We start from the raw sequence: 25808 nt of genomic DNA, 5'->3' as shown, positions 1-25808 counted from the left end.
ACAAGAGGTTAATGACATGGCAGCTCTGGAAATCCATAACGTCTGCAAGGAATTCGGCGGTGAGCGCGTGCTCAAGAATGTCAGCCTGGCGATCGATTCGGGCGAGTTCCTGATCCTGGTCGGCCCATCGGGCTGTGGCAAGTCGACCCTGATGAATGCCATCGCCGGACTGGAGCCGGTCACCTCCGGCGAGATCCGCATCGCCGACGAGGACGTGACCTGGCAGACCCCGGCCGAGCGCGACATCGCCATGGTGTTCCAGTCCTATGCGCTCTATCCCAGCATGACCGTGCGCGGCAACATCAGCTTTGGCCTGGAGATGCGCAAGGTGCCCAAGGCCGAGCGCGAGGCTGCCGTGGAACGGGTCGCCGACCTGCTGCAGATATCGCACCTGCTCGACCGCAAGCCCTCGCAGCTCTCCGGCGGGCAGCGCCAGCGGGTGGCCATGGGGCGCGCCCTGGCCCGGGAGCCGAAGGTCTATCTCTTCGACGAGCCGCTCTCCAACCTGGATGCCAAGCTGCGGGTGGACATGCGCACCGAGATCAAGAAACTCCACCAGCGCCTGGGGACCACCATCGTCTACGTCACCCACGACCAGATCGAGGCCATGACCCTGGCCGATCGCATCGCGGTGATGCGCGACGGCAATATCCTGCAGCTGGGCACCCCCGATGAAGTGTATAACGATCCGGTGGATATCTTCGTGGCGGGCTTCATGGGCTCGCCGTCGATGAACTTCATCACGGCCTCCCTGGAGGGCGGGCCAGGGGACTACCGCCTGCGCATCGTGACCCGGGGGGAGGAGGCGCTGCTGCTGCCCTGGCCTGCTGTGAGGGAAACCCCGGCCATGGCCGAGCAGGTCGGGCGTCCCGTCATCCTGGGGCTGCGGCCGGAGCACTTCAGCGAGGAGGATGCACGACTCGGCGGCATGGACGAGGGCACGCCGGTTTCGGCCAGGGTCAGCGTGGTCGAGCCCACCGGCGCCGATATCCTGCTTCGGCTGCCGCTGGGGGATAGCGAGGTGACAGCCCGGGTCGGGCCCAAGTGCACGGTCGTACCCGGGGAGCGCCTGAATCTGCGCGTCGACATGGGGCGCGCGGTGCTCTTCGACAGCCAGACCGAGCAGCGTCTGGCCTGAGGGGCCTAGTCTTGGTCGCGGTCGGCCTCGGCATGCGCTGAGCGTACCGTGATCACGGCACAGTCGGCGGTGTGAGCCACCTTGTGGGAGACGCTGCCGACCACGATCCCGGAGAGGTCGCTCAGGCCCCGGCTGCCCATGACGATGGCCTCGGCGCCGCGACGCCGGGCCTCGCCGAGGATCGCTCGGGTAGGCTCGCCCTGGACAATGTCCGTCTCGATCCGGGAGACCCCCTCTGCTCGGGCAGTCTCGGCGGCACGGGCCAGCACCCGCTGTCCGATCCGCTCCCACTCCTCCTGGGACGTCTCGAGGGTCACGGGCCCGATATCCCAGACCAGGGTGGTCTCATAGACGAGTGGCTCGGGCACATGGACCAGCCACAGGGTACCCTGTGGCTGAGACAGCAGCCGACAGGCCACGCTGAGGGCCGTCTTGGCGTGCTGCGAGCCATCGATGGGCACCAGTATCGATTGAAACATCACAGGCCTCCTGGCTATCGCGTCGCCCGGGGAGCCGCCCCTCCGGCTTCCCGGGCAGGTGGGCCCGGCTCAGCGCACGGTGATCACCGAGCAACTGGCGGCGTGACTGACCTTGTGGGAGACGCTGCCCACCACGAAGCCCTTCAAATCGCTGAGGCCGCGGCTGCCCATGACGATGGCGTCGACGCCGCGCTTGCGCGCCTCGCTGATGATGGTGCGGGCCGGATCCCCCTGGCCGATGACCGTCTCGACCTTGCTGGCGCCCTGCTGGCGGGCGGCCTCGGCGGCCTTCTCGACCACCTGCTTGCCGACGTCGTTGCGCTCCTCGCGGGAGGCCTCGATGGCGATGGCCCCGATGCCCCACACCAGGGTAGTTTCGTGGGAGAGCTCCTCGGGGATGTGCAGCAGATGCAGGGTCGCATCGGCCTGTTTGGCCAGCTGGCAGGCCACCGAAAGCGCCTTCTGGGCGTGTTCGGAGCCGTCGACGGGAACCAGGATGGAGTTGAACATGGGCATTGTCCTGTTGCGCTATGTGGGTTGGTTGATGTTCCTTCGAGCCTAGCCCCTTGGGAAGGCGCTGTCATGACCCGCGTCAAGGATCGCGTGGCTCGGGGGAGGCTTCCTTCGTGTCCAGGCGGCGCAGCTGCTGCCAGAGTTCGCCGCGCAGGTCGGCGATGCGCGGCGCATCGCCGGTCTCGAAGTCGAGGGGACGGGTCAGGCGCTGGGTCTTCAGGCCCAGGCGGGCGCTGAGCAGGCCGATGCCGAGCCCCTGGCCGGCGCGGGTCGACAGGCGCCCGGCGAGGTTGAGCGAGAGCAGCTCCATGCCCGCCTCGCTGGCCATTTCGGTGGCCCCGGCGAAGGCCATGTTGTAGAGCACGCTGCGCAGCAGGCGCAGGCGGCTGGCATAGCCCAGCTCCAGGCCGTAGAGGCGGCACAGGCGGTCGATCATCGCCAGGTTGCGCCAGGCCACCAGCGCCATGTCGACCAGCGTCAGGGGACTGACCGCCACCATCACCGCGGTCTCGCCGGACATCCGCGAGATCAGCCGGCGTGCCTCCCGGTCGCGGGGGGCGAGCAGGTGGTGGGCCAGCAGCAGGCGCAGGTCTTCTCCCGAGTGGTGCGGCTGGCGCGCGGCGAGGAAGGCTTGCCAGTGGGGATGGTCGTCGTCCAGCTCCAGCTGGCGCTTGAGACGCACGGCCAGCGCGAAGGCCTCCCCCGGGTCGGTCGTCGGCAGCCCGGCCAGCTGCTCGCGGAGCCGAGCGTGACGGTGCAGCCGCCGCAGTCGCCAGCCTTCGCGCAGCAGGGCGCCGCCGCCCAGGGCGATGGCGGCGAGTCCCAGCAGGCTCCACCCGCCGGCCAGCCAGTCGCCGCCGCTGAGGGCGGCGGGCAGACGCAGGGCCAGCTCCACCGTGCCCAGTGTCAGGCCGCCGCCGAGCAGGGCCACCAGCCCCCAGCGACGCTTGCGCGGTCGGCCGAGGCCGGCTTCCAGGACCTGCTCGGCAGCGCCACCGGGGACCTCCTGCACGGGTCGGGTAGGCAGGTCGGCGGCGAAGTCACAGCGGGGCCGCGGGGTGTCGCCAGGCGCCTCGGGCGCAGGCTCCTCCAGGGTGAAGCGGCGCCCCGGGCGCGGGTCGCGGGAGGGTGGGGGCTGGGGGTCGCTCATCGCAGCTTGTCTCCGATCAGCCAGTCCAGGGCCGCATCCAGGCGGATATGCGGCAGGGCGCCGTCCTCGCGGGGGGCGGGGCGAAAGGCACGGAAGTCGAAGCCCTGGCGGGCCCAGAACTCGGCCTCGGGCAGGCGAGCGGGCACCTCGCCGGGAAACACCAGCACCTCCTCGCCCTCCAGGGTGGTGCCGCGCAGCGCCGGCGAGCGCTGGCTCTGGTGCACCACTTCGCGAGCCTCGGTGGTGCGGATCGCCGCCAGCGACAGCGCCTTGACCGGCACGTTGGCATAGCGCAGGTCCTTGAGCGGCTCGGCCAGCAGCGCCTCGAGCAGCTCGGTCAGGGCGGTGTGCTGCTCGGGAGTGACATGATCGGCCTTGGTGGCGGCGATGGCCAGGCGGTCGATGCGCGGGGCAAACAGGCGTGACAGCAGGCTGCGTTTGCCGTAGTCGAAGCTCTGCATCAGGGTGCCCAGCGCCTGACCGAGGTCCTCGAAGCGTTCCGGGCCGGCATTGAGCGCGCCGAGCACGTCCACCAGCACGATCTGGCGGTCGAAGCGGCGGAAATGGTCGCGATAGAAGGGGCGGACGATATGCTGCTGATAGTGGCGAAAGCGCGCGGCCAGGGTGGCGTAGACACTCTCGGCGGGCAGCCGGGCCAGCTCGGTGTCATCGGCCTCGAGGATCGCCGGCAGCGGGAAGAACTGCAGCACCGGGGCGCCGTCCAGATCGCCGGGCAGCAGGAAGCGCCCCGGCTGCAGGTTGGCGAAGCCGGCTTCCCGAGCCGCCTGCAGGCTCTCGGCGTAGCGCTGGGCGACCTCGGCGAGCCTCGCTTCATCGGCCTCGGCGGCGGGGTCGAGCTCGGCGGCGGCGGCCTGCCAGTCGGCCAGCAGGGCGCGCCGCTGTTGCCCGGCGCTGGCCAGCATGGCGCGGCTCCAGCTCGGGTAGTCATGGCCCAGCAGGGGCAGGTCGAGCAGCCACTCGCCGGGATAGTCGAAGAGGTCCAGGGCGAGTTCGGCGGTGTCGCCGCGCAGCAGGCCGCGACGCGCCGGGCGGTAGCGGATCGACAGGCGCAGCTCGCTGATGCCGCGAGTGGGAGCCGGCCAGCGCGGCGGGTCGGCGTCGAGCGCGGCCATGGCCTGGTCGTAGGGGAAGCGCGGCACACCCAGGTCCGGTTGGCTGACTCGGCGGGCGCCGAGCAGCCGGCCCTGGCGGGCCGCCGGCATCAGGTCCAGGCGCGCCTCGAGGCCGGCGTGGCGCAGCTGGTTGACCAGCGAGGTGAGAAAGGCGGTCTTGCCGGAGCGCGACAGGCCGGTGACCGCCAGGCGCAGCTGGCGGTCGCGACCGCGCTCGAGCAGGTTGGTCAACTCGCGGGTCAGCGGCTGGCGCATGGCGCTTGTCCTGAGCGGGGCAGAGGGGGTGGCATGGCGTCAGCCGGCCGCCAGCATCTGATAGAGCAGCGGGGTCGCGGCGACCCCGAAGCCGCCGGCTGCCAGGGCGTAGCCCGGCCAGCGCCGGCTCATGCGCTGGGCCAGGGTCAGGCCGATGAGGCAGATGACAAGCCCGGTTAAGTTGAAGAGAAAGATGGCCATTTCCAACAGTTCTTGGAGGGGCATGCCGGCTCCTGCGCTGCGTTGGGCTATAGGGTCTGGGAAACCGCTGTTAAGCTCATGATATCAGGATGCTCGACCGTATCCGACCGCGATTGCAAGGAGCCAGGATCATGCCCAAGACACTGCCGACCGCCGCTGAGCCGCTCGACTTCTGGTTCCAGGAGCTGGAGCCAGCACAGTGGTTTCGCAAGGATGCCGTCCTCGACGCCCGTATCCGCGAGCGTTTTCTGGACGTGCATCGCGCCGCGGCGGCGGGGGAGCTGTGGCAGTGGCGCGGCTCCCCCGCGGGGCGGCTCGCCGAGATTCTGGTGCTCGACCAGTTCTCCCGCAATCTCTTCCGCGATAGCCCCGATGCCTTTGCCCAGGACGCCATGGCGCTGGTGCTGGCCCAGGAGGCCGTGGCGCAAGGGGCCGATCGCGAGCTGGACGTGGCGCAGCGGGTGTTTCTCTATATGCCCTATATGCACAGCGAGTCGCTGCGCATCCATGACGAGGCACTGCATTTGTTCGACCAGCCGGGCATGGAGGAGAACCTTCGCTTCGAACACCGCCACCGCGATATCCTGCTGCGCTTCGGCCGCTACCCGCACCGCAACGCCATCCTCGGGCGCGACTCGACGCCTGAGGAGGTGGTGTTCCTTGCCCAGCCCGGCTCCAGCTTCTAAGCATTGCCCCCAAGTGCCTGGTCGACACCCGAAACGGCTTTACCCGGGAGCGAGCGCCGGGCACCATCGGGTTGATCCCCTTTTCGTCGACACAAGGAGCGCACCATGGGATTGATAGCCTGGCTGATCATCGGAGGCCTGGCCGGCTGGGTCGCCGGCCATATCATGCGCGGCGGCGGCTTCGGGCTGTTCGGCAATATCGGGGTGGGGATCGTCGGTGCGGTGGTCGGCGGCTTCTTGTTCAGCCTGCTGGGGCTGCAGGCGGGCAACTTCCTCGGCTCCCTGGTCACCGCCATTGTCGGCGCCGTGCTGCTGCTGTGGGTGATCAGCAAGGTGCGGGAAGCGTAGCGCCGCTTCCCTGGTGGATCGTCTGAGCGACGCTGTGCGCCTCTCACCGCCGGGGGGGCGGTGAAAGGCGCAGTGGTTCTACGATCCAAGCCTAGAAGGTGTAGGAGACCCCCAGCACCGCCACCGGGTAGAACGGCAGCCGGTCAGCCTCGTCCTTCAGGCGCTGGCCGCGGTCTTGCTGCCGACCAGCTCCTTGAGGCACGTCTCGACGATGGCCAGGCCCTCTTCCAGCACCTCGTCCTCGATGGTCACCGGCATCAGGAAGCGGATGGTGTTGCCGTAGAGTCCACAGGAGAGCAGGATCAGCCCCTTCTCGCGCGCCTTCTTGCACAGCGCGCCGGCCAGGTCGGCATCCGGCGTGTGGTTGGCCTTGTCGGACACCAGGTCGATGGCGGCCATGGCGCCCATGTTGCGGCCGTTGTCGACGCAGTCGAAGTCCTGCTGCCACTGGGCGAAGCGTTTGGCCAGCTTGTCGCCCAGCGCCTGGCTCTTGCCGAGAATATCCTCTTCCTCAAACACCTCGAGCACCGCCAGGGCCGCTGCACAAGCGGTGGGGCTGCCGGTGTAGGTGCCGCCCAGCGAGTTGGGGCCGGAGGCGTCCATGTGCTTGTCGGTTCCGACCACCGCGGAGATCGGCATGCCGTCGGCCATGCTCTTGGCCATGGCGATGATGTCCGGCTCCACGCCGCTGTGCTCGATGGCGAACAGCTTGCCGGTACGCCCGAAGCCGGACTGCACCTCGTCGACGATCATCAGCATGCCGTGCTCGTCGCAGATCTCGCGGATCGCCTTGAGAAAGCTCGCCGGCGCCGGGTAGAAACCGCCCTCGCCGAGCACCGGCTCGAGCACGATGGCCGCGGTGTCCTTGGGGTTGGCATCGGTCTTGAGCGCCATCTTCAGGCCGCGCAGGGCCTCGTCCTCGCTGACCCCGTGGTAGGGCACCGGGTAGGGGGCGCGGAAGACGTTGCCGGGCATGCTGCCGAAGTCGGTGGCATAGGGGGCGACCTTGCCGTTCATGGCCATGGTCATGAAGGTGCGGCCGTGGTAGCCGCCGTCGAAGCAGATAACATTGTTCTTGCCGGTGGCGGCGCGGGCCACCTTGACCGCGTTCTCCAGCGCCTCGGCGCCGGAGTTGGCCAGCATCACCTTGGCGTGTCCGCGCACCGGGGTGACCTGACTGAGCTTCTCGGCCACCTTCACGTAGCCCTCATAGGGCATCACCGTCTGACAGGTGTGCATGAGCTTGTCCAGCTGGGCCTTGACCGCCTCGACCACCTTGGGATGGCGATGGCCGATGTTGAGCACGCCGATACCGCCAGCGAAGTCGATGATGCGGTTGCCGTCGGCGTCCCAGATCAGGGCGTTCTCGGCGCGGTCGGCAAACTGGGTGGCCGGGCTGGCCGCGCCGCTGGCGACATAGCGCTGCTTGAGTTCGTTGAGCTGTGCGTTGTTCATGATATCTCCTTGAATAAAGCGATTGGCGACCTGTCAGAGTCCGCCGACACAGACGTATTCTAGTTCACTAAATTCATCCAGGCCGTGGTTCGACCCATCGGCCTGGGCGGCGCTTTCGGCTACACTAGGCGCCGTTTCCTTGGGTGTGGCAGGGCCATGCCCCTTTTCCTGTGGCTGAACGTCGAGGTGAGCCTTGATCGATCCCCTGAAAGCCTGGTGGGCCCAGCAGCTGGTGCTGTGTGACTGGGCCTTCGAGCCCGAACCCCTGGCAGTCGAAGCCGATGCGGCAGCCAACCGGCTGGCGGCGCTGGGCGTGGCCGATCGCGGCGAGCTCGGCTGGCGGCTGGTCGAGGCCTTCGGGACGGGCAGCGCAGACCCCGCGGGCCTGCTGGCGGCGCTGGAACTGGTGGCGCTGGCCGGCGCCGCCGGCTGGCTGCCGGAGCGACAGGTGCATGACTGGGCGCTGCGGCTGACCGATGAAATCACCTCCGGCTACCGCGACCTGGATGCCTGGCTCGAGGCTTTGCTCCATGCGCGCAGTGCCGTGGGCTGGGTGCACGGCGACGATGGTTTCGGCGATGCCTGCGAGGCGCTGGCCGTGCTCGAGCACGAAGAAGCAGGGGTCACCTGGGAGCGTATCGCCGAGTGGGTGGCCCTGCAGCGCCATGACCTTCACCTGTGGCCCGAGGCGAGCGGTGAGCGGGCCTGGCGACTGCGCGCCGCCTTCGCCCCGGTGATCGCGCTGCCCGCGGGGCCCGGCGACTGGCCCGAGGTGGAGGTCTGGCTGCGCGAGATGTGGCAGATCGAGGGTCGTGATGACCTGCTGTGCAGCCTGCTTTGGCTGGCCGGCCAGGGGGATCGCCAGGGCTGGGACCTCGATGCGACCCGGCTGCTGGACGCCGACGGCGCCGCTCGGCGGGCGTGGTTCGATGCCCTGGAGGGGCCGGATCAGTCCTATGGGCAGGTAATGCTGACCTTCCTTGAACGGGGCGAGCCGCTGGAGTGGGCGGCCTGGGACTGGCTGCGGCTGATCGACCTGGCCTGGGCCGGCGCCTGCGCGGGATGGCTGAGCGAGGGCGAGGCACGGGATTTTGCCACCCACGGCGCGGATCTGATCCAGCGTCGCTACAGCGACTGGCTGGCGCTGGTGCGCGCCTACCAGCGCGGGCGCAGTCTCTTCGAGGGGCGCAACCGGCTCGCCGAGCTGGAGGTCGACTGGCGGCTGCTGCTGCATTCGCCGGTCAGCCCCTGGCGAGTGGCCCTGCAGGATCTGCTCGGCCAGGAGGAGCGCGAGGCGTCGCGTCTGGCCATGGCCGAGTGGCGCCGTTCGCCGCGTCACTGGGTGCTGGCACTGGCCTCGGTACGCGAGCCTGAACTGGCCACCCGCCAGGGCCCGGAGGCGCCGGTGCCCCCCGAGCGACGCGACGACGCCTTGCGCTATCTGGACGAGACCCTGGAGCTGCATGCCGACGAGGGCGTCGAGTCGCTGGCCCGCTACTGGTTGCCGGCCCAGGCCCATCATCTCAACCAGCTGGCGGCGGATGCCGCCCACGGGGCCCTGCCCCAGGCCGAGACCCCCTTTGGCCGCCCCGACAAGGCTGATCGGGAACGCCTCGCCGCGCTGCGTCACGCCAGCCGACATGCGGCGACCATCCACATGGCCGAGAAGTACGCCTTCTATCTGCAGATGGCCATGGACAGCCAGGCCTTCGACGCCGCCGCACTGGAGGCCCTCGCCGACGCCCTGCGTGGCACCCTGAGCCGCTTTTATCCCGATGCGCGCCGCCTGCTGGAGGCCTGGGCCCAGTGGGAGGCGCTGCTCCCCGAGGCCGAGCATCCGCCGCTGGTGACCGAGATCCGCTGGCATCTCGAGGATCCCGGCAGCCCCTTCCACTGGCTGGACTGGCGGGCCGGCGAGTGGCAGGAGCCCGGGCCGCGTCCCACCCTGTCGCGTTTTACCGCAATGGCGCTGGTCGGACCGCTCAACAGTCCGGTCTGGAGCGAACCCCACCAGGAAAGCGAGCGCGAGGCGGCGTCGATCCGCGACTGGGTCGACGGCCACTACGGTTTCCAGGGCCGGGGGGAGCTCGTGGAGTTCCTCGATTTCCTGCTCGAGGTGGGGGATCGCCAGGACTACCAGGTCAACTATGCCCCCTACACCCTCAACGGCCAGCGGCTCGCCGCGGAGATCGCCATCCTCGAATCCGGCGACTGCAGCGAGGAGGATCGCAACCACCTGCTGCGGCTTCAGCGGGTGCGCGACAACGAGGATGGCTGCAACGAACTCGACATGACCGCCTGGGACCTGGCCCAAGCGGTGGACCTGGCGATCGCCGGGCGTCAGCTGGGCTGGCTGGATGCCGCGGCCTTCAGCGCGGTGCTGGATCGCGCCTACGCCCTGGCGGCAGCGCACTATGGCGGCTGGGAGGCCTATGCCCGGGGGCTGTATGCCGGCTTCTCGTTCTTCATGGGTGAAACCCCCGAGCGCGAAGGTTTCCTGGCCGGCTTCCGCCAGGCGCTGGTGGCCTGGCTGTCCGGGGCCCCGCCGCTGGCTGGCCCCTGGGCGAGCCTGGATTTCCCCGGTGCCCGGCCGCGCCACTGGGCGCCGATGCATATTGATACCCTGCCCGGGGATACGCGCACCCTGCATTAGTCACTCGCCTCACCGGATAATCTGAATTATATTCAGCAGGTTTGCTGATACGGGGCTCCTCATGGGGCCCTTCGCCACCGGCTAGCCGCTGACAGGCTGCTGTGGCAGTGGTTCGGGCCAAGCCGGCACCACTGCCACAGCGACCCTCTGAAGGCCGATGATGCAGGCGCTGCTTGCGCGCGGCCGAGTGCGGCTCAGGGAATGAGGTTCTCACCAAGATGGCTGCTAACCGATTGTACCGGGCGGTCCCGATCGTCTTGTCGCTGGCCCTGCTGGCCGGCTGTGCCGGCAGCTCGCAACCCTTGCTGCAGGCGTCGGGCGACTATTTCGCCCGCACCCTGCCGGGGCTACCGGCGTCCTGGCGTCCCATGATGTCGCCGGTGGACAACCCTATCGTGGAGGCCAATGGCCTGCACCGTCCGCCTCCCTCGCTGATCCGCCAGGCGCTGCTGGCTCAGCACCAGCGCTGGTCGGGCACCCCCTATCGGCTGGGCGGCACCGGCGAGCGGGGGATCGACTGCTCCGCCCTGGTGCAGAACGTCTTTCGCGATACCTTCCGGCTCGACCTGCCGCGCTCCACCGGGGAGCAGGTGCAGCAGGGCGAGGCGGTATCGCGCGACGAGCTGCAGGTCGGCGACCTGGTCTTCTTCCGTCCTCCCGGCCCCTATGATCATGTCGGCATCTACGTCGGCGAAGGCTACTTCCTGCACGCCTCCACCTCCCAGGGGGTGATGCTCTCCACCCTGGATAACGCCTACTGGCAACGCCATTACTGGCAGGCGCGCCGTGCCCTGGCGCCGGCCATGCTGGCCCAGCGGGTCGCGCTGGTGGGCGAGGGATAGGGCTTACAGCGACTGGCGGTGGTCGATCACGAAGTCGACGAAGGCACGCTCGGCCCGTGACAGGTAGGCGTCCTTGGCCCAGGCCAGCGAGAGCGCCAGCCAGGTGGGCGGGTCGAAGGAGACCGCCGCCAGCTCCGGCTCATCCACCACGCGCCGCAGAAAGGTGGTGATGCCGAAGCCCTGGCGAACGATCGCCTTGGTCAGCGGAATGAGGTTCGACTGGAAGGCGACGTTGGCCGCCAATCCGGTCTGGCGCGCCAGACCCTCGACGAACTCCCGGTGGAAATAGCCGTCCTGGAAGAGCACCAACGGCTCGGCGAAGAACTCCTCGGGGCTTACCCCGTCGCGTCCCGCGAAGGGGTGGTCCACTGGCACGCAGACCACCATCTCCTCGTGTACCAGCCGCCGCCGCTCCATCTGGCGGCTCTGGTCGTCATCGATCACCACGCCCAGGTCCAGTTCGCCCGCGGCGATCATCCGCTGCAGCCGCCGGGCCCCAGCCTCCACCACGGTCAGGCGAATGCCGGGGTGGCGCGCCTTGAAGCCCATCAGCAGCGGCGGGAAGTAGTAGGAGCCAAGCATCGAGGGAATGCCGATACGCACCTCGCCCTTGACCAGGCCGTGCAACTCGCGCATGGCCAGATGAGCGGCATCGGCCCGTTCCAGCAGGTCGCGGGCATGCCCGAGCAGGGCCTGCCCCTCGGGGGTCAGGCTGATGCGTCGCTCGTGACGGTGGAAGAGGGTCAGCTCCAGGCGGCGCTCCAGGTTGGCAATGGTCTGGCTGATCGCCGACTGGGCCACGTGCAACTCTCGGGCGGCGGCGCTGAAGCCGCCCCGCTCGGCCACCGTGGTGAAGACGCGCAGCGTGCGCAGGTCGAACGGCAGGGACATGGCGCACCATAAGTAGAATAGATGGAAGTCATCTGGTTATTCTGTTTGGCTTATTATTCTGCCCGCGCGATCATGCCTTGCCAAGTGGAGGGCAACATGATCGAAGCACATACTCGCGCCTGGTGGCGCGCCACCCTGGCCTTGTGCCTGGGTTCCTTTCTGGTATTCATCAATCTCTATGCACCCCAGCCGCTGCTGCCGGCGCTGCGCGAGGTGTACGGAGTCTCGACCCTGGGCGTGAGCCTGATCATGTCGGTGTCGACCCTGGCCCTGGCGGGCGCGTTGCTGGTCTTCGGGCCGCTGTCGGATGCCATCGGCCGCGGTGCCATCATGCGTATCACCCTGCTGGCGACCGGGCTCTGCTCGTTGGCCCTGGCCTTCGCCCCCAACTTCGAGAGCCTCTTGGCGCTGCGCCTGGTGCAGGGGTTTTTGCTCGGTGGGCTGCCCGCGGTGGCGATCGCCTGGATGGGGGATGAATTCGACCGTCCTGCGCTGCTCTCGGCGGTGGGGCTCTATATCGGCGCGAACAGCCTGGGCGGTATCAGCGGGCGGCTAATCGGCGGCGGGGCAGGGGAGCTGGGTGGTGCCGGCGCGGGCTTTCTTTCCGTGGGGCTGATCACCCTGGTCGGCGTCGCCCTGTTCTGGAAGCTGCTGCCCAAGGCCCGGGCCTTCACGCCGCGGCGCTTCGAGCTGCGCGGGGCGCTGGCCGACCTTGGCGGGCACCTGCGCGATCCGCTGCTGCTGGCCGCCTACCTGCTGGGCGGCATCAATTTCCTGATCTTCATCAACCAGTACAGCTACATCACCTTCCGTCTGGCCGAGGCGCCTTTCGGCCTGGGGACCCGCTGGCTGGGGTTGATCTTCCTGACCTATCTGGGAGGCACCCTGGGCTCGACGATTTCCGGGCGACTCGCCGCCCGGATAGGGCAGCCGGCGTGCATGATGCTGGGGGTTCTGATCCTCATGGGGGGCACCCTGATCACCCTGTCGGCATCGCTTGGCTGGATCCTGTTCGGGCTGACCGTCAACGCCTTCGGCTTCTTTCTCGCCCACTCCATGGCCTCCAGCTGGGTGAGTCGCCACGCCCAGCGGGCGCGGGGCAGCGCCTCGGCGCTCTACCTGGTGTTCTACTACCTGGGGGCGAGCCTCGGCAGCGCCTGGCTGGAGCCGTTCTGGCAGCGCGGCGGCTGGCCCGGGGTGGCGCTGGGCTCCTGGCTGCTGCTGGGCGTGACCCTGGGCATCGCCGCCTGGCTATGGCACGGCGAGCGGTCCATGACCCGTGCGCAGACCGCTTAGGGAAGGCCGCGTGTTCAGCAATACATCAGTGTTTCACTAGTCCAGCCCGCCGGCCTCGTCGCCCCACACCTCTTCCAGTCGCCGCTCGCGGCCGCAGGCCGCCTTGTAGTACTGGTAGCGCACGGGATTCTTGCGGTAGTAGTCCTGGTGGTACTCCTCGGCCGGGTAGAAGGCCTCGAAGGGGCTGATCTCGGTGGCGATATCGCGTTCGAAGCGCTCGGCATGGGCATCGCGTGTCGCTTCGGCCAGGGCGCGTTCGTCGTCGCTGGTGTAGAAGATCGCGCTGCGATAGGCCTCGCCGGCGTCGCAGAACTGGCGATTCACCGCGAAGGGGTCGATATTGCGCCAGAAGACGTGGAGCAGCGTCGCATAGTCGACTCGCTCGGGGTCGTACTCCACCTTGACCACCTCGGCGTGCCCGGTGCCGCCCGCCACGACCTGATTGTAGCTGGGGTTCTCCAGGTGCCCGCCGCTAAAGCCGGAGGTGGTGGCCATCACGCCGGGGACCCGATCGAAGGCCTCCTCGACGCACCAGAAGCAGCCGCCGCCGAAGATGGCCTGGGCGGGGGCGTCGATATCGTCTGCCGCGGCGGTAGCCGTCAGCCCCAGCGAGAGCAGCAGGCCGATGCGCCAGGATGACCGTAACATGGGCACTCCTCATGGTTCAGGGGGGATAGCTTGGATGGGGCCAAGCGGCAGGGGTTCCCCTGCACCGGGCGGCGGCTCGCGGAAAACGGCGGTTCGCCGCCCCGCCAGGGCTGTAATGTCAGGGCAGTGCTGTAAGGTGACTGCTGTAAGGATTGTAGCAGGGAGCCGACGCAAGGGGACCTTAACGACCGGGCGCCCAAGACACGGCGCCCAACAAGGGAGTGTATCTGGTGAACAAGCGACGTTTGATGCTGGCGGCGATCATTGCCCTGGCGGTAGCGGTTTTCTTCCTCAGCGGCGCCGACCAGGCGCTGACCCTGGACAACCTCAAGGCGGAGCAGGCCAGTTTCCAGGCCTGGCTGTCCGAGGAACCGGTCACGGTGATCGGCGGCTTCTTCGCCATCTACGTGGTGATGGCGGCGCTCTCGCTGCCCGGTGCCACCCTGATGACGGTGCTGGGCGGCGCGCTGTTCGGGCTGGGCTGGGGCCTGGTGATCATCTCCTTCGCCAGCACCCTGGGGGCCACCCTGGCCGCGCTGATTGCCCGTACCCTGGCGCGCGGGCCGCTGGAGCGGCGTTTCGCTCCCCAGCTCGAGCGGATCAATGCCGGCATCCGGCGGGAAGGCGCCTTCTACCTTTTTACCATGCGGCTGATTCCGCTGTTTCCGTTCTTCGTCATCAACCTGGTGCTGGGCCTGACGCGCATGCGCCTGTGGACCTTCTACTGGGTCAGCCAGGTGGGGATGCTGCCCGGCACCGCGGTGTTCGTGAACGCCGGTCGCGAACTGGGCAACCTGGAGTCGCTCTCCGGGATTCTCTCGCCGGGGTTGATCGGCTCCTTCGTACTGATCGGGCTGTTTCCCTGGCTGGCGCGGGCGGGGGTGGCGCTGGCCAAACGCCGTCGGTTGGCCCAGCGCTATGCGCGACCCGACGCCTTCGAGCATGACATCGTGGTGATCGGCGGCGGCTCGGCGGGGCTGGTGGCCAGCTATATCGCCGCGGCCGTGAAGGCGAAGGTCGCGCTGGTCGAGCGCGACCGGCTGGGGGGGGACTGTCTCAATACGGGCTGCGTGCCCTCCAAGGCGTTGATCCGCGCCGCCCGCGCCGCCAGCGAGGTGCGTCGGGCATCGCGCTACGGCGTGCAGGCCGGCGAGCCGGTGATCGACTTCGCCGCGGTGATGGGCCACGTGCACGGCGCCATCCGCCAGGTGGAGCCCCACGACAGCCGCGAGCGTTACGAAGGCCTGGGGGTGGAGGTGGTCGCCGGGGAGGCCCGCCTCGAGGATCCTTGGCGGGTGCGTGTCACCGGAGAGCAGGGTGAGCGTGTGCTCACTACCCGCCATGTGATCATCGCCAGCGGGGCGCGTCCCCGTGTGCCCGACCTCCCGGGACTTGACGATATCGAGGTGCTGACCTCGGACAACCTGTGGCGGCTCGATAGCCTCCCCGAGCGCCTGGTGGTGCTGGGAGGCGGCCCCATCGGCTGCGAGCTGGGACAGAGTTTCGCCCGTCTGGGTAGCCGGGTCAGCCTGGTGCAGCGCAGCGCCCAGCTGCTGCCCAGAGAAGACGAGGAGGCGGCCGAAGCGCTGCGGAGCGGCCTGGAAGCCGAGGGGCTGTCGCTGTGGCTGGGCACCCGTGCGCTGCGGGTCGAGGCCGGCGCGGGTGGGGCCGGTGAACTGGTGGTGGAGCGGCCTGGCCCCGGCGGTGAGCCCGCGGAGGAGCGACTGGCGTTCGACCGCCTGCTGGTGGCGGTGGGGCGCCAGGCCAATGTCTCGGGCATGGGGCTGGAGGCGCTGGGCGTCGAGACCCGCGACGATGGCACCCTGGCGGTGGACGAGACGCTGCAGAGTGTGCTGCCCAATGTCTGGGCCTGCGGCGACGTGGCCGGCCCCTTCCAGCTGACCCACGCCAGCGCCCACCAGGCCTGGCACGCCACGGTCAACGCCCTGTTCGGCGAGCTCAAGCGCTTCCGGGTGAGCTATCGGGCGCTGCCGGCGGTGACCTACTGCGACCCGGAGGTAGCCCGGGTGGGACTCAATGAGCGCGAGGCAAGGGAGCGAGGCGTCGACTACGAAGTGACCCGCTATGCCCTGGCCGAGCTCGACCGGGCGATTGCCGACGGGCAGACCGAGGGTTTCGTCAAGGTGCTGACGGTGCCCGGCAAGGACCGCATCCTGGGCGCCACCATCGTCGGCCACGGTGCCGGTGAGATGCTGGCCGAGTTCACCCTGGCCATGACCCACGGTATCGGCCTCAACAAGCTGCTGGGTACCGTGCATCCCTACCCGACCTGGTCCGAGGCGGTGAAGGCCACTGCCGGCGTCTGGAAGAATGCCCACAAGCCGGAGCGTGTGCTGGGCTGGCTGGCGCACTACTTTGCCTGGCGCCGTCGGGGGCGGCGACAGCGCCGAAGTCGGCCGCAGGAGTCGACAGCCCGGAGCTGAGTCGAGCGGGCAAGCGCAAGCAAAAGGGGCAGCCTGATGGCTGCCCCTTCGGTGTGCGGTGGCGCTGGCGTCTCAGTGCCGGGTGCCGCCGGCTCAGTGCTCGACGCCGCCTTCACCGTGCACGTGGCCGTGCTCGATCTCTTCCTGGCTGGCTTCGCGCACCTCGGCGATCTCGACGTCGAAGTTGAGCTTCTGGCCGGCCAGCGGATGGTTGCCGTCGACGGTGACGGTATCGCCTTCGACCTGGGTCACGGTGACCATCAGCGGGCCGCCCTGGGTCTGGGCCTGGAACTGCATGCCCGGCTCCACGGACTCGACGCCCTGGAAGGCATCGCGCGGCACTTGCTGTACCAGCTGGGCCTGCACTTCGCCGTAGCCTTCTTCCGGTGACACGGCGATATTGAGTTTCTCGCCCGCTTCGTGGCCCTCGAGCTCTTTTTCGAGGCCCGGAATGATGTTGCCGGCGCCGTGGAGGTAGGTCAGCGGCTGGCGGCCTTCCGAGCTGTCCAGCACTTCACCTGCGTCGTTGGTCAGGGTGTAGTGGAACGCGACAACGGAATTCTGCGCAATCTGCATTGATAAACCTTTCGGTGAGTGCATGTAAGAAAACATGGTAACGTGCCGCCCCGGGGCCTGTCAGGGGGATGCGACAATTTTCAGGATATCCGCGGCTGGTCCTGAGAGATATTCACGCCTTTTGGCGCGGTTGCGCCACCGGTGGCCTGCGGCTACCCTAGCGTGATTCGTTTTCTTGCGTTGCTTCCCTCAACCCTTCCATGGAGAGTCCCATGATCGAGATTGTGCTTTGGCTGATCGCTTTCGCCGCAATCGTGTTCTTCTGCTATAGCCGCTGGGAGAGCAGTGTCAGTCGCGGCGTCGACAAGATGCTGCCGGCGGTGATGAAGTCCCACGGCGACAACCGGCTGGTATGGAGTCTGGCGCTGGGCGTGCTGGGTGCCACCACCCTGGTGCGGCCTGTCGACATCCTGCTGACCGTGATTCTGATCGGCATCGTCGCGCTGGTTGGCAAGAAGCTGGCCGGCTGGGCGATGGATCGGGCCAACTTCCACTGAGCCGCTTCGCGAGCTCAGGCCGGTTCCGGCGACAACCAGTTCCGGCAACAATCAAGAGGCCCGCGGCAATGCCGCGGGCCTCTTGATGTCTAGCTGGTTTCTGGCTGCGTGTCAGGCTCCAGCGCTCAGTAGGGGGCCACGGTGAGGCTGGCGCCGCTGCCGATCATGCGCACCCGCTGGCCAGTCTGGAACTGGCGGTCGGCCTTCTGGACCACCACGATGTTCTGGCCGTCGTCGCGGCGAATCTCCATCTCCCAGGCGCGCACGCGGTTGGCGGACTCCTCGATGGCACTGCCGGCCACGGCGCCACCAATGACGCCGGCGGCGGTGGCCAGCTGGCGACCCGAGCCACCGCCCACCTGACTGCCCAGCAGGCCGCCGATCACCGCGCCGCCGCCGGTGCCGATGGCACCGCCCAGGCGACTGTCGGCCTGGATCTGGACCTGGCGCAGGGCCGTGATGGTGCCGAAGGTGACCTGTTGGCCGGTCTGGGCCTGGCTGCTGCGGTAGACATCGCCGCCCAAGGGGGCGGTGTTGGCACAGCCGGCCAGGGTGAGCAAGCCAACGGCCAGCACGGGAAGAAGACGCTTCATGAAAACCTCCTGGATCACGGGGCCGATGCTTCCCTCATGCGGGAGGCATCGGTATCACATTACGGAACGCTGTTTGTAAATCAGCTTAACCAGTCATGTAGCGTTTGACCAGCCTGCGGCGTTTGGGTGCCCCCAGTGTAGCGCTCAAGCCGACAAACAATGTGCAAGCTGACCCGACACAAAAAAGGGGAGGCTTGCGCCTCCCCAAGGGTTCCAGTCGTTTTACCGCTACGCCATATCAGCCAAACTGATTCATGGTGTTGTCCTTGCCGCCGGCCTTGAGTGCCGCTTCGCCGTGGAAGAACTCCTTGTGGTCGTCGCCGATGTTGGAGCCGGCCATGTCCTGGTGCTTGACGGTGGCGATGCCCTCGCGGATCTCGCGGCGCTGCACGCCCGCCACGTAGGCCAGCATGCCCTCGTCGCCGAAGTAGCCCTTGGCCAGGTTGTCGGTGGACAGGGCCGCGGTGTGGTAGGTCGGCAGGGTGATGAGGTGGTGGAAGATGCCGGCTTCACGAGCGGCGTCGCGCTGGAAGTTACGGGTCCACTCGTCGGCCAGCTTGCCAAGCTCGGTGTCGTCGTACTCGGCGCTCATCAGGCTGGCGCGGTCGTAGGCGGAGACATCCTTGCCTTCGGCCTCCCAGGCATCGAACACCTGCTGGCGGAAATTCAGGGTCCAGTTGAAGGAGGGTGAGTTGTTGTAGACCAGCTTGGCGTCCGGGCAGACCTCGCGGATGCGGTTGACCATGGCGGCGATCTGACCGACGTGGGGCTTCTCGGTCTCGATCCACAGCAGGTCGGCGCCGTTCTGCAGGCTGGTGATGCAGTCCAGCACCACGCGGTCCTCGCCGGTGCCCGGCTTGAACTGGTAGAGGCCGGAAGCCAGGCGCTTGACCTTGACCAGCTTGCCGTTCTGCTTGATCACCACGTCGCCGTTGTCGATGTCGGAGGCGCTATCGATCTCGTCGCCGTCGAGGAAGCTGTTGTACTGGTCGCCCAGGTCGCCCGGCTCGTTGGTCACGGCGATCTTCTGGGTCAGGCCGGCGCCCAGGGAGTCGGTGCGGGCGACGATGACGCCATCGTCAACGCCCAGCTCCAGGAAGGCATAGCGCACGGCGTTGATTTTGGCCAGGAAGTCCTCGTGGGGCACGGTAACCTTGCCGTCCTGGTGGCCGCACTGCTTCTCGTCGGAAACCTGGTTCTCGATCTGGATGCAGCAGGCGCCGGCTTCGATCATCTTCTTGGCCAGCAGGTAGGTGGCCTCGGCGTTGCCGAAACCGGCGTCGATGTCGGCGATGATCGGCACCACATGGGTCTCGTGGTTGTCGATCTTGGCGATCAGTTCTTCCGCCTTGGCCGTGTCACCCGCCTTCTGGGCCTCTTCCAGGTCGCGGAACAGGTGGTTCAGTTCCCAGGCGTCGGCCTGACGCAGGAAGGTGTAGAGCTCCTCGATCAGGCTCGGCACGGTGGTCTTCTCGTGCATGGACTGGTCGGGCAGCGGGCCGAACTCGGAGCGCAGGGCGGCGACCATCCAGCCGGAGAGGTAGAGGTAGCGGCGCTTGGTGTTGCCGAAGTGCTTCTTGATGGAGATCATCTTCTGCTGGCCGATGAAGCCGTGCCAGCAGCCCAGCGACTGGGTGTACTGGGCAGTGTCGGCGTCATAGGCGGCCATGTCGTTACGCATGATCTTGGCGGTGTACTTGGCGATGTCCAGGCCGGTCTTGAAGCGGTTCTGGGCACGCAAGCGGGCGGCGTTCTCGGGGCTGATGTCGGCCCACTTGCCCTGCTGGGCTTCACGCAGTTGAGCCAGTGCCTTGATATCGTCTTTGTATGACATGGAACCATCCTTCCGATCAGAGGTGTAGTCGTCAGCCTTGGACCGCCGCGCTTGCGGCGCACTGCTGGCCTGTCGGTCGCCTGCGGCATTGTCGGGCGTCTCGCCGTTCATGCTGCGCCTGCGAAGTGATACCAGATTCAACCACTGCGGCGAGGAAGTCTCTACGGCCTTGGTCGAACCAGTGTCGATATCAAAACGTTCGCTGTGTGTCGTGTCCTGCAGATCACCGAACGATCGTTTTAATCTCGTCTTGTGTCCACTATGCCCCATGGCCATGGGCTTCAACAATTGACACTTGGGGGGAGAAAGAGTTGTAGCTCGACTACAGAGTCATCGTGGCGGGGTATGATTCTGTAGTCGATTTTCGTTGGAAGATGGGAACTCGAGCGGGGTTAGTGGGTTAGGAGAAGTCGCATGTTGCGATGCACAATGCCGGCGTCGAGAAACGCCTCGCCGAAGGCCTGGAAGCCCAGGCGCTCGTAGAAGACCAGGGCATGGGTCTGGGCGGCGAGCTCCACGGCGTCGTGCCCGTGGCGGCGGGCCGCCTCGATGGCGGCCCGCATCAGCGCCGCGCCGATGCCGTGGCCGCGTGCCTCGGCCAGCACCGCGACGCGGCCGATATGGGCATCGGGCAGCAGCCGGGCGGTGCCCACCGGCCGGCCGTCGAGGAGCGCCAGGAAATGGGTGCAGGCGTCGTCGCGGCCGTCCCACTCCTCCTCCAGCGGCACTCGTTGCTCCTCGATAAAGACGACCCGGCGGATCTCGGTGGCGATATCGCCGAGTTCGGTCCAGCTCCCCTCAAGAATCTCCAGTTCGGTTTTTGTCATCTCTCGCCTCTCGCTACTCATCAAACTCTTCATCCCAGGCCAGGCTGCCGGCGTCGAGCAGCATGGCGAGCCGTTCGGCGGCGCCCTCGTGGGCCAGCAGCTCGGCATCGAGTGGCGCGTCCGAGGCCACGAGTTGCGCCAGCGGCAGGGGGCACTCGACGCCGTCGCCGTCGACGAACAGCGTCGCCCGCTGGGCATCGAGGGCCCGCCAGGCGAAGCGTGAACCGGGCGTTCTGATCAGTTCGGCGCCGTCCTGTAGTTCAGCGACAAGCGCGTCGGGCTCGGTGGGCGTCTCGCTTGGCACCAGCTGGTCGACATACTTGGGCTGGGTCATCACCCGGCCGAACCACTGGGCCAGCTGGGCGGGGTCGTCGAGGGTCTCGAGGATCAGCGCGCGCATCCGTGCCACGGCGGCGTCGTCGAGCTCGCCGGGGTCGGCCGGCGGGGCCATGCCGGCGTCGGCATAGCGCTTCGATGCCGGCAGCTGCTCGCCCAGGTAGTCGGCAAAGGAGGTGATCGCCTCGTCGGCGGAGGGGGCGCGAAAGCCCACCGAGAGGGTCAGGCAGTCGTCGGACTGGCTGACGCCGTGGTGGGCCCAGCCGGGGGGCAGGTAGAGCATATCGCCCGGTTCGAGTACCCAGTCGTCGTCGCCTTCGACCTCGAAACGCTCGAGGATACGCAGGTCGATGCCGGGGATGATCGGGGCGTCGTCGGCGACCTTGCCGCCCAGCTGCCAGCGCCGCGTGCCGCTGCCCTGCAGCAGGAAGACGTCGTACTGGTCGACGTGGGGGCCGACGCTGCCGCCGGGCGGGGCGTAGCTGATCATGATGTCGTCGAGGCGCCAGCGGGGCAGGAAGGCGAAGTGCTCGAGCAGCTCGGCCACCTCGGGCACATAGTGGTCCACGGCCTGCACCAGCAGGGTCCAGTCCCGTTCGGGCAGCTTGGCGAAGGTGCGCTCGTCGAAGGGGCCGTGGCGCACCTGCCAGGGGCCGTCCTTGCCGTGCTCCTCCACCAGGCGGGCCTCGACGCCCTCCTCGCAGGCGAGTCCGGCCAGCTCGTCGGGGTCCAGCGGGCTCTCGAAGTCCGGGAAGGCGCCGCGGATCAGCAGCGGCCGGCGCTGCCAGACGTCGCGCAGGAACTCGGCGGCGGTCAGGCCCCCGAGTAGGGTGAGGGGAGTATCGGGAGACATGGGCACCATTTCGTTTCGGACTGTTAAGGCTTCGCGCTGCGGCTTCGCGTCGTGGCTTCGAGTCGCGGCTGTTCCGGCGACAGAGCTTCGCGGAGGCGCTGTGAACCCCTCCCTGGGCGCTACCTTCGCCATCCATGGCGAAGGACCTCCGCTACGCTCTGTCCCCGGCGCCGCTTACCATACTGGCAGCTTCCAGCTTAAAGTTTTCTGGCCTGCTCGGCGGCGTTGCCGACATAGGTCGCCGGGCTGAGTGCCTTGAGCTCGTCTTTCACGTCGGCCGGCAGCTCGAGGGTGTCGATAAAGGCGGCAAAGCCGGCCTGGTCGATGCGCTTGCCGCGGGTCAGCTCCTTGAGCTTCTCGTAGGGCTTCTCGATGCCGTAGCGGCGCATCACCGTCTGGATCGGCTCGGCGAGCACCTCCCAGCTGGCGTCCAGGTCCTCGGCGATGCGTGCCGGGTTGGCCTCGAGCTTGCCGATGCCCTTGAGCGAGGCCTCATAGGCGATCAGGCCGTAGGCCAGGCCGACGCCCAGGTTGCGCAGCACCGTGGAGTCGGTGAGGTCGCGCTGCCAGCGCGAGATCGGCAGCTTCTGGGCCAGGTGGCCGAGGATGGCGTTGGCCAGCCCCAGGTTACCCTCGGAGTTCTCGAAATCGATGGGGTTGACCTTGTGGGGCATGGTCGAGGAGCCGATCTCGCCGGCCACGGTCTTCTGCTTGAAGTAGCCCAGCGAGATATAGCCCCAGACGTCGCGGTCGAAGTCGATCAGGATGGTGTTGAAGCGGCACACTGCATCGAACAGCTCGGCGATGTAGTCGTGGGGCTCGATCTGGGTGGTGTAGGGATTGAAGGTGAGTCCCAGGCCCTCGACGAAGGTGCGGGCGTTGCCCTCCCAGTCCACCTCCGGGTAGGTGGCGAGATGCGCATTGTAGTTGCCCACCGCGCCGTTGATCTTGCCCAGGATCTCGACGCCCTCGATCTGCTTGAGCTGGCGGCGCAGGCGGTAGGCGACGTTGGCCATCTCCTTGCCCAAGGTGGTGGGGCTCGCCGTCTGGCCGTGGGTGCGCGAGAGCATCGGCAGGTCGGCGTGCTCGAGTGCCAGCGCGGCGATGGCGTCGGCCACCCGCTGCATGGTGGGCAGCAGGCTCTTCAGGCCGTCGGTGAGCATCACACCGTGGGAGAGGTTGTTGATGTCTTCGCTGGTGCAGGCGAAGTGCACGAACTCGGTGATGGCGTGCAGCTCCGGCTGCGCCTCGATCTTCTCCTTGAGGAAGTACTCCACCGCCTTGACATCGTGGTTGGTGGTGCGCTCGATGGTCTTGATGCGCTCGGCGTCTTCCAGGGAGAAGTCGCGGATCAGCGCCTCGAGGAAGGCGGTGGCCTCGGCGGAGAGCGGCGGCACCTCGGTGACGCCGGCCAGCTCGGCCAGGCGCTGCAGCCAGCGAACCTCGACGATGACCCGGGCGCGGATCAGGCCGAACTCGCTGAAGTGTTCGCGCAGCGACTCGGCCTTGGCGGCGTAACGGCCGTCGACGGGGGAGAGGGCAGTCAAGGTGGAGAAGGGCAGGGGAGCGGCTTGCATGATCGAATGTCCGGTACGGTGTGAGAGTGGGCAGTGGTGAGGGTCAGCCGAGCTGGTCCAGGGCTTTCTTCAGGGCGCCGCGCTGGAACACCAGCTTCCAGCGTCGACCGCCCTGCTGGTGCCACAGCAGCGCGAAGCGGATGCCGGCGAGCAGGATGGCGCGCACCCGCTCGGGCATCATGCGGCTTTGCAGCAGCGAGGGGTCGCCCTGCACCACGATACGGGTCTTGAAGGTGGAGAGGGTCTCCTGATAGGCCTCGCCGAGGCTGGCGATGACGTTCTCGTGGGTGGCGTCGAAGTGCTCGGCCTGGCCCTGGATGCGCGTCAGCCGCTGCCCCAGGCCGGCCATCATCTCGTCATTGCTGCGTAGCTTGTTCATCAGCAGCAGCAGCGAGAAGCCGTAGCGCAGCACCACCGGGTTGGCCTGCTTGCGACCCACCACGGCCTCGAGCACCTCGAGGCCGCGGCGCAGGTTGTTGGGGTGGCCGCCGTAGATCGCCTCGAAGCTTTCGGGGTTGGTGTCCAGGGTGGCGTGGATCAGGGTTTCCCAGGCACGCGAGTCGACCTGGCCGGTGCGGGCCAGCTCGTCGACCAGGCTGGCGGCCTGGAAGACTCCGGCCAGCGCCAGGGCCTGGCGGGCGGTCGGGGAGTCCGGCACGCGGTGGATCGGGGTTGCGGTCATGCGGCGCACTCCTTGGCATTCCAGGTGTCGCGAATCACTCCGCCGCCGAGGCAGATCTCGCCATCGTAGAGCACCAGCGACTGGCCGGGGGTGACGGCGCGCTGGGGCTCATCGAACACCACCTCCACGCCGCCATCCTCCCGTGTGTTAACCGTGCAGGGCACGTCAGACTGGCGATAGCGGGTCTTGGCCGTCAGGCGGCCTTCAGTGGTGGGCGGTTCGCCGGCCACCCAATCCATGGCCTCGGTGGCCAGGCTGTCGGTATACAGCAGCGGGTGGTGCTTGCCCTGCACGGCGATCAGCACGTTGCGCTCGAGGTCCTTGGCGGCCACGTACCAGGGCGCCTCGGAGTGGTTGGGCAGGCCGCCGATGCCGAGCCCCTGGCGCTGGCCCAGGGTGTAGTACATCAGCCCCATATGTTCGCCGATCACTTCGCCGTCCGGGGTCTCGATCACCCCCGGCTGGGCCGGCAGGTACTGCTGCAGGAAATCGCGGAAGCGCCGCTCGCCGATAAAGCAGATGCCGGTGGAATCCTTCTTGCGGGCGGTGATCAGATCGTGGCGCTCGGCGATGGCCCGCACCTCGGATTTTTCCAGTTCGCCCACCGGGAAGAGGGTGCGGGCGATGGCGGCCTCGGGCACGGCGTGCAGGAAGTAGCTCTGGTCCTTGTTGGCATCGCGGCCCTTGAGCAGCCGCGGGCGGGTCTCGCCGTCGAGGCGCCCGAGCGCCTCGCCCTGGCGCACATAGTGCCCGGTGGCGATCTTCTCGGCACCGAGCATCTCGGCGTACTCCAGGAACACCTTGAACTTGATCTCGCGGTTGCAAAGGATGTCCGGATTGGGCGTACGCCCTGCCTGGTACTCGGCCAGGAAGTGCTCGAAGACGTTGTCCCAGTACTCGGCGGCGAAATTGGCGGTATGCAGCTTGATGCCGAGCTTCTCGCACACGGCCTGGGCGTCGGCCAGGTCGGCCTTGGCGGTGCAGTACTCGGTGCCATCGTCCTCGTCCCAGTTCTTCATGAACAGGCCCTCGACATCGAAGCCCTGCTCCAGCAGCAGCAGGGCGGAGACGGAGGAGTCGACGCCGCCGGACATGCCGACGATCACCTTGCCTGGGGTGGCGGTCATGGGTGCTCTCGGATTGAGTGGGTCGCAAATGGGCGGGGATTATACCTTATCTTGCCGGGAGGCTTCGACCATCGACCGCCACGGGCGGCAGCGACAAGGACGTAAAGCGTATTGACCGGCCGGCCAGTTAGCACTAAATTGCCAGCATGAAAAAACCAGCGACGACACGAGATCCCGAACAGACCCGGCTGCGCATCATGGAGGCGGCAACGGACCTGTTCGTGGAGCGGGGTTTCTCCAGCGTGACCATGAGCCAGCTGGCGACTGCCGCCGGAGTGACGAAGAGCCTGATCCACCACCACTTCGGCAGCAAGGAGAGGCTCTGGGAAGCGGTCAAGGAACACGCCTTTGGGCACTACTTCAGTGCCCAGATGGCGATGCTCGAAGAGGCCGGGGAGCCCGATGCCGGGCTGCTGCGGGCTTCCGTGGAAGCCTACTTCCACTACCTGAAGGCCAACCCGAAGGCCGTACGGCTCTTCGCCTGGACACACCTGGAGGGTGACACCAGCTGCGGCGACATGGATGCCCAACTGATGGGGGCAGGAGCCGAAAGGGTGCGACAGGCGCAGCAGCGCGGTCTGCTGCGAGCCGACGTCAATCCGACCCACATCGTGGCGACCTTCGTCATGGCCTGCACCCAGTGGTTCGAGGCCGAGTGCCATCACGAACACTGGCCGGGCATGGGCAGCGACGAGGAGTTCCTGACCGATTTCCTGAAGATCTTCATGGAGGGCGTCGTGCCCCGGGAGTGATTTTTTTCGCCAATAACTGACT

Annotated in this window: 25 protein-coding genes; 9 read left to right on the top strand and 16 right to left on the bottom strand. The window is 67.6% G+C overall.

The features are described from left to right. Positions 1–16: 16 nt before the first annotated feature. The gene (locus HOP52_RS06400; protein ID WP_238976536.1) at positions 17–1138 is read left to right on the top strand and encodes an ABC transporter ATP-binding protein; all 1122 of its coding nucleotides are present in this window, start codon (positions 17–19) and stop codon (positions 1136–1138) included. 5 nt (positions 1139–1143) lie between these two features. Here the strand turns inward: HOP52_RS06400 and HOP52_RS06395 are convergent, their stop codons facing one another. The 5 genes from HOP52_RS06395 to HOP52_RS06375 form a co-directional block, all read right to left on the bottom strand. After that, positions 1144–1617: a universal stress protein gene (locus tag HOP52_RS06395; protein WP_238976535.1), complete on the bottom strand. Its 474-nt coding sequence runs from the start codon at positions 1615–1617 to the stop codon at positions 1144–1146. Between the two features lie 69 nt (positions 1618–1686). After that, entirely contained in the window at positions 1687–2127 is a 441-nt protein-coding gene (locus HOP52_RS06390; protein ID WP_238976534.1) for a universal stress protein, read from the bottom strand. 82 nt (positions 2128–2209) lie between these two features. After that, positions 2210–3280 (bottom strand): TIGR01620 family protein, encoded by a 1071-nt coding sequence (locus HOP52_RS06385; protein ID WP_238976533.1) that lies wholly within the window; start codon positions 3278–3280, stop codon positions 2210–2212. After that, the gene (locus tag HOP52_RS06380; RefSeq protein ID WP_238976532.1) at positions 3277–4668 is read right to left on the bottom strand and encodes a YcjX family GTP-binding protein; all 1392 of its coding nucleotides are present in this window, start codon (positions 4666–4668) and stop codon (positions 3277–3279) included. Before HOP52_RS06380 ends, HOP52_RS06385 begins: the two co-directional genes overlap by 4 nt. A 39-nt stretch (positions 4669–4707) precedes the next feature. Continuing rightward, on the bottom strand, positions 4708–4893 hold the full coding sequence (locus HOP52_RS06375) for a hypothetical protein (RefSeq protein WP_238976531.1): 186 nt from the start codon (positions 4891–4893) through the stop codon (positions 4708–4710). A 107-nt stretch (positions 4894–5000) separates the two neighbouring features. On the opposite strand from HOP52_RS06375, the gene HOP52_RS06370 reads away from it, so the two are divergent. Beyond that, the gene (locus HOP52_RS06370) at positions 5001–5555 is read left to right on the top strand and encodes a DUF924 family protein (RefSeq protein ID WP_238976530.1); all 555 of its coding nucleotides are present in this window, start codon (positions 5001–5003) and stop codon (positions 5553–5555) included. Positions 5556–5660: 105 nt separating this feature from the next. Further along, positions 5661–5903, top strand: a complete 243-nt coding sequence (locus HOP52_RS06365) for a GlsB/YeaQ/YmgE family stress response membrane protein (protein WP_238976529.1) — start codon at positions 5661–5663, stop codon at positions 5901–5903. A gap of 156 nt (positions 5904–6059) precedes the next feature. On the opposite strand, the gene gabT is transcribed toward HOP52_RS06365, so the two are convergent. Beyond that, on the bottom strand, positions 6060–7358 hold the full coding sequence (gene gabT, locus HOP52_RS06360) for a 4-aminobutyrate--2-oxoglutarate transaminase (RefSeq protein ID WP_238976528.1): 1299 nt from the start codon (positions 7356–7358) through the stop codon (positions 6060–6062). A gap of 193 nt (positions 7359–7551) precedes the next feature. On the opposite strand from gabT, the gene HOP52_RS06355 reads away from it, so the two are divergent. After that, a complete protein-coding gene (locus tag HOP52_RS06355) occupies positions 7552–10011 on the top strand; it encodes a DUF1266 domain-containing protein (protein WP_238976527.1) in 2460 nt (819 codons plus the stop codon). A 218-nt stretch (positions 10012–10229) separates the two neighbouring features. Next, the gene (locus tag HOP52_RS06350; RefSeq protein ID WP_238976526.1) at positions 10230–10853 is read left to right on the top strand and encodes an NlpC/P60 family protein; all 624 of its coding nucleotides are present in this window, start codon (positions 10230–10232) and stop codon (positions 10851–10853) included. A gap of 3 nt (positions 10854–10856) precedes the next feature. Here the strand turns inward: HOP52_RS06350 and HOP52_RS06345 are convergent, their stop codons facing one another. Then, a complete protein-coding gene (locus HOP52_RS06345) occupies positions 10857–11744 on the bottom strand; it encodes a LysR family transcriptional regulator (RefSeq protein WP_238976525.1) in 888 nt (295 codons plus the stop codon). 96 nt (positions 11745–11840) lie between these two features. Here HOP52_RS06345 and HOP52_RS06340 point away from each other — a divergent pair, with 96 nt between their 5' ends. After that, the gene (locus tag HOP52_RS06340; RefSeq protein ID WP_238976524.1) at positions 11841–13040 is read left to right on the top strand and encodes an MFS transporter; all 1200 of its coding nucleotides are present in this window, start codon (positions 11841–11843) and stop codon (positions 13038–13040) included. A gap of 36 nt (positions 13041–13076) precedes the next feature. On the opposite strand, the gene msrA is transcribed toward HOP52_RS06340, so the two are convergent. After that, positions 13077–13688: a peptide-methionine (S)-S-oxide reductase MsrA gene (gene msrA / locus HOP52_RS06335; protein WP_238976523.1), complete on the bottom strand. Its 612-nt coding sequence runs from the start codon at positions 13686–13688 to the stop codon at positions 13077–13079. Between the two features lie 230 nt (positions 13689–13918). Between msrA and HOP52_RS06330 the strand changes: the two genes are divergently transcribed. Then, positions 13919–16132 (top strand): FAD-dependent oxidoreductase, encoded by a 2214-nt coding sequence (locus HOP52_RS06330; protein WP_238976522.1) that lies wholly within the window; start codon positions 13919–13921, stop codon positions 16130–16132. Positions 16133–16225: 93 nt separating this feature from the next. Here the strand turns inward: HOP52_RS06330 and HOP52_RS06325 are convergent, their stop codons facing one another. Then, entirely contained in the window at positions 16226–16708 is a 483-nt protein-coding gene (locus tag HOP52_RS06325; RefSeq protein ID WP_238976521.1) for an FKBP-type peptidyl-prolyl cis-trans isomerase, read from the bottom strand. Between the two features lie 212 nt (positions 16709–16920). Between HOP52_RS06325 and HOP52_RS06320 the strand changes: the two genes are divergently transcribed. Then, complete coding sequence (locus HOP52_RS06320) at positions 16921–17205, top strand: hypothetical protein (protein ID WP_238976520.1); 285 nt, start codon at positions 16921–16923, stop codon at positions 17203–17205. A 125-nt stretch (positions 17206–17330) separates the two neighbouring features. Here the strand turns inward: HOP52_RS06320 and HOP52_RS06315 are convergent, their stop codons facing one another. The 7 genes from HOP52_RS06315 to mnmA all read right to left on the bottom strand — a co-directional run bounded on the left by HOP52_RS06315 (position 17331) and on the right by mnmA (position 25034). Beyond that, the gene (locus HOP52_RS06315; RefSeq protein ID WP_238976519.1) at positions 17331–17798 is read right to left on the bottom strand and encodes an outer membrane lipoprotein; all 468 of its coding nucleotides are present in this window, start codon (positions 17796–17798) and stop codon (positions 17331–17333) included. A gap of 238 nt (positions 17799–18036) precedes the next feature. Then, entirely contained in the window at positions 18037–19632 is a 1596-nt protein-coding gene (locus tag HOP52_RS06310; RefSeq protein ID WP_238976518.1) for an isocitrate lyase, read from the bottom strand. A gap of 392 nt (positions 19633–20024) precedes the next feature. Then, the gene (locus tag HOP52_RS06305; protein ID WP_238976517.1) at positions 20025–20459 is read right to left on the bottom strand and encodes a GNAT family N-acetyltransferase; all 435 of its coding nucleotides are present in this window, start codon (positions 20457–20459) and stop codon (positions 20025–20027) included. A 13-nt stretch (positions 20460–20472) separates the two neighbouring features. After that, positions 20473–21648 (bottom strand): cupin domain-containing protein, encoded by a 1176-nt coding sequence (locus HOP52_RS06300; protein ID WP_238976516.1) that lies wholly within the window; start codon positions 21646–21648, stop codon positions 20473–20475. A 197-nt stretch (positions 21649–21845) separates the two neighbouring features. Continuing rightward, the gene (gene purB, locus HOP52_RS06295; RefSeq protein ID WP_238976674.1) at positions 21846–23210 is read right to left on the bottom strand and encodes an adenylosuccinate lyase; all 1365 of its coding nucleotides are present in this window, start codon (positions 23208–23210) and stop codon (positions 21846–21848) included. Positions 23211–23268: 58 nt separating this feature from the next. After that, a complete protein-coding gene (hflD, locus tag HOP52_RS06290) occupies positions 23269–23907 on the bottom strand; it encodes a high frequency lysogenization protein HflD (RefSeq protein ID WP_238976515.1) in 639 nt (212 codons plus the stop codon). Beyond that, the gene (mnmA, locus tag HOP52_RS06285; protein WP_238976514.1) at positions 23904–25034 is read right to left on the bottom strand and encodes a tRNA 2-thiouridine(34) synthase MnmA; all 1131 of its coding nucleotides are present in this window, start codon (positions 25032–25034) and stop codon (positions 23904–23906) included. The genes hflD and mnmA overlap by 4 nt, the downstream gene beginning before the upstream one ends. A 146-nt stretch (positions 25035–25180) precedes the next feature. Here mnmA and HOP52_RS06280 point away from each other — a divergent pair, with 146 nt between their 5' ends. Beyond that, positions 25181–25786 carry a TetR/AcrR family transcriptional regulator gene (locus HOP52_RS06280; RefSeq protein WP_238976513.1) on the top strand — a complete coding sequence of 202 codons (606 nt, stop codon included), beginning with the start codon at positions 25181–25183 and terminating at the stop codon, positions 25784–25786. Positions 25787–25808 lie beyond the last annotated feature (22 nt).

The sequence above is a fragment of the Billgrantia campisalis genome (assembly GCF_022341425.1).
Taxonomy (GTDB): Bacteria; Pseudomonadota; Gammaproteobacteria; order Pseudomonadales; family Halomonadaceae; genus Halomonas; species Halomonas campisalis.
This window is presented reverse-complemented; position numbering and strand designations above follow the sequence as displayed.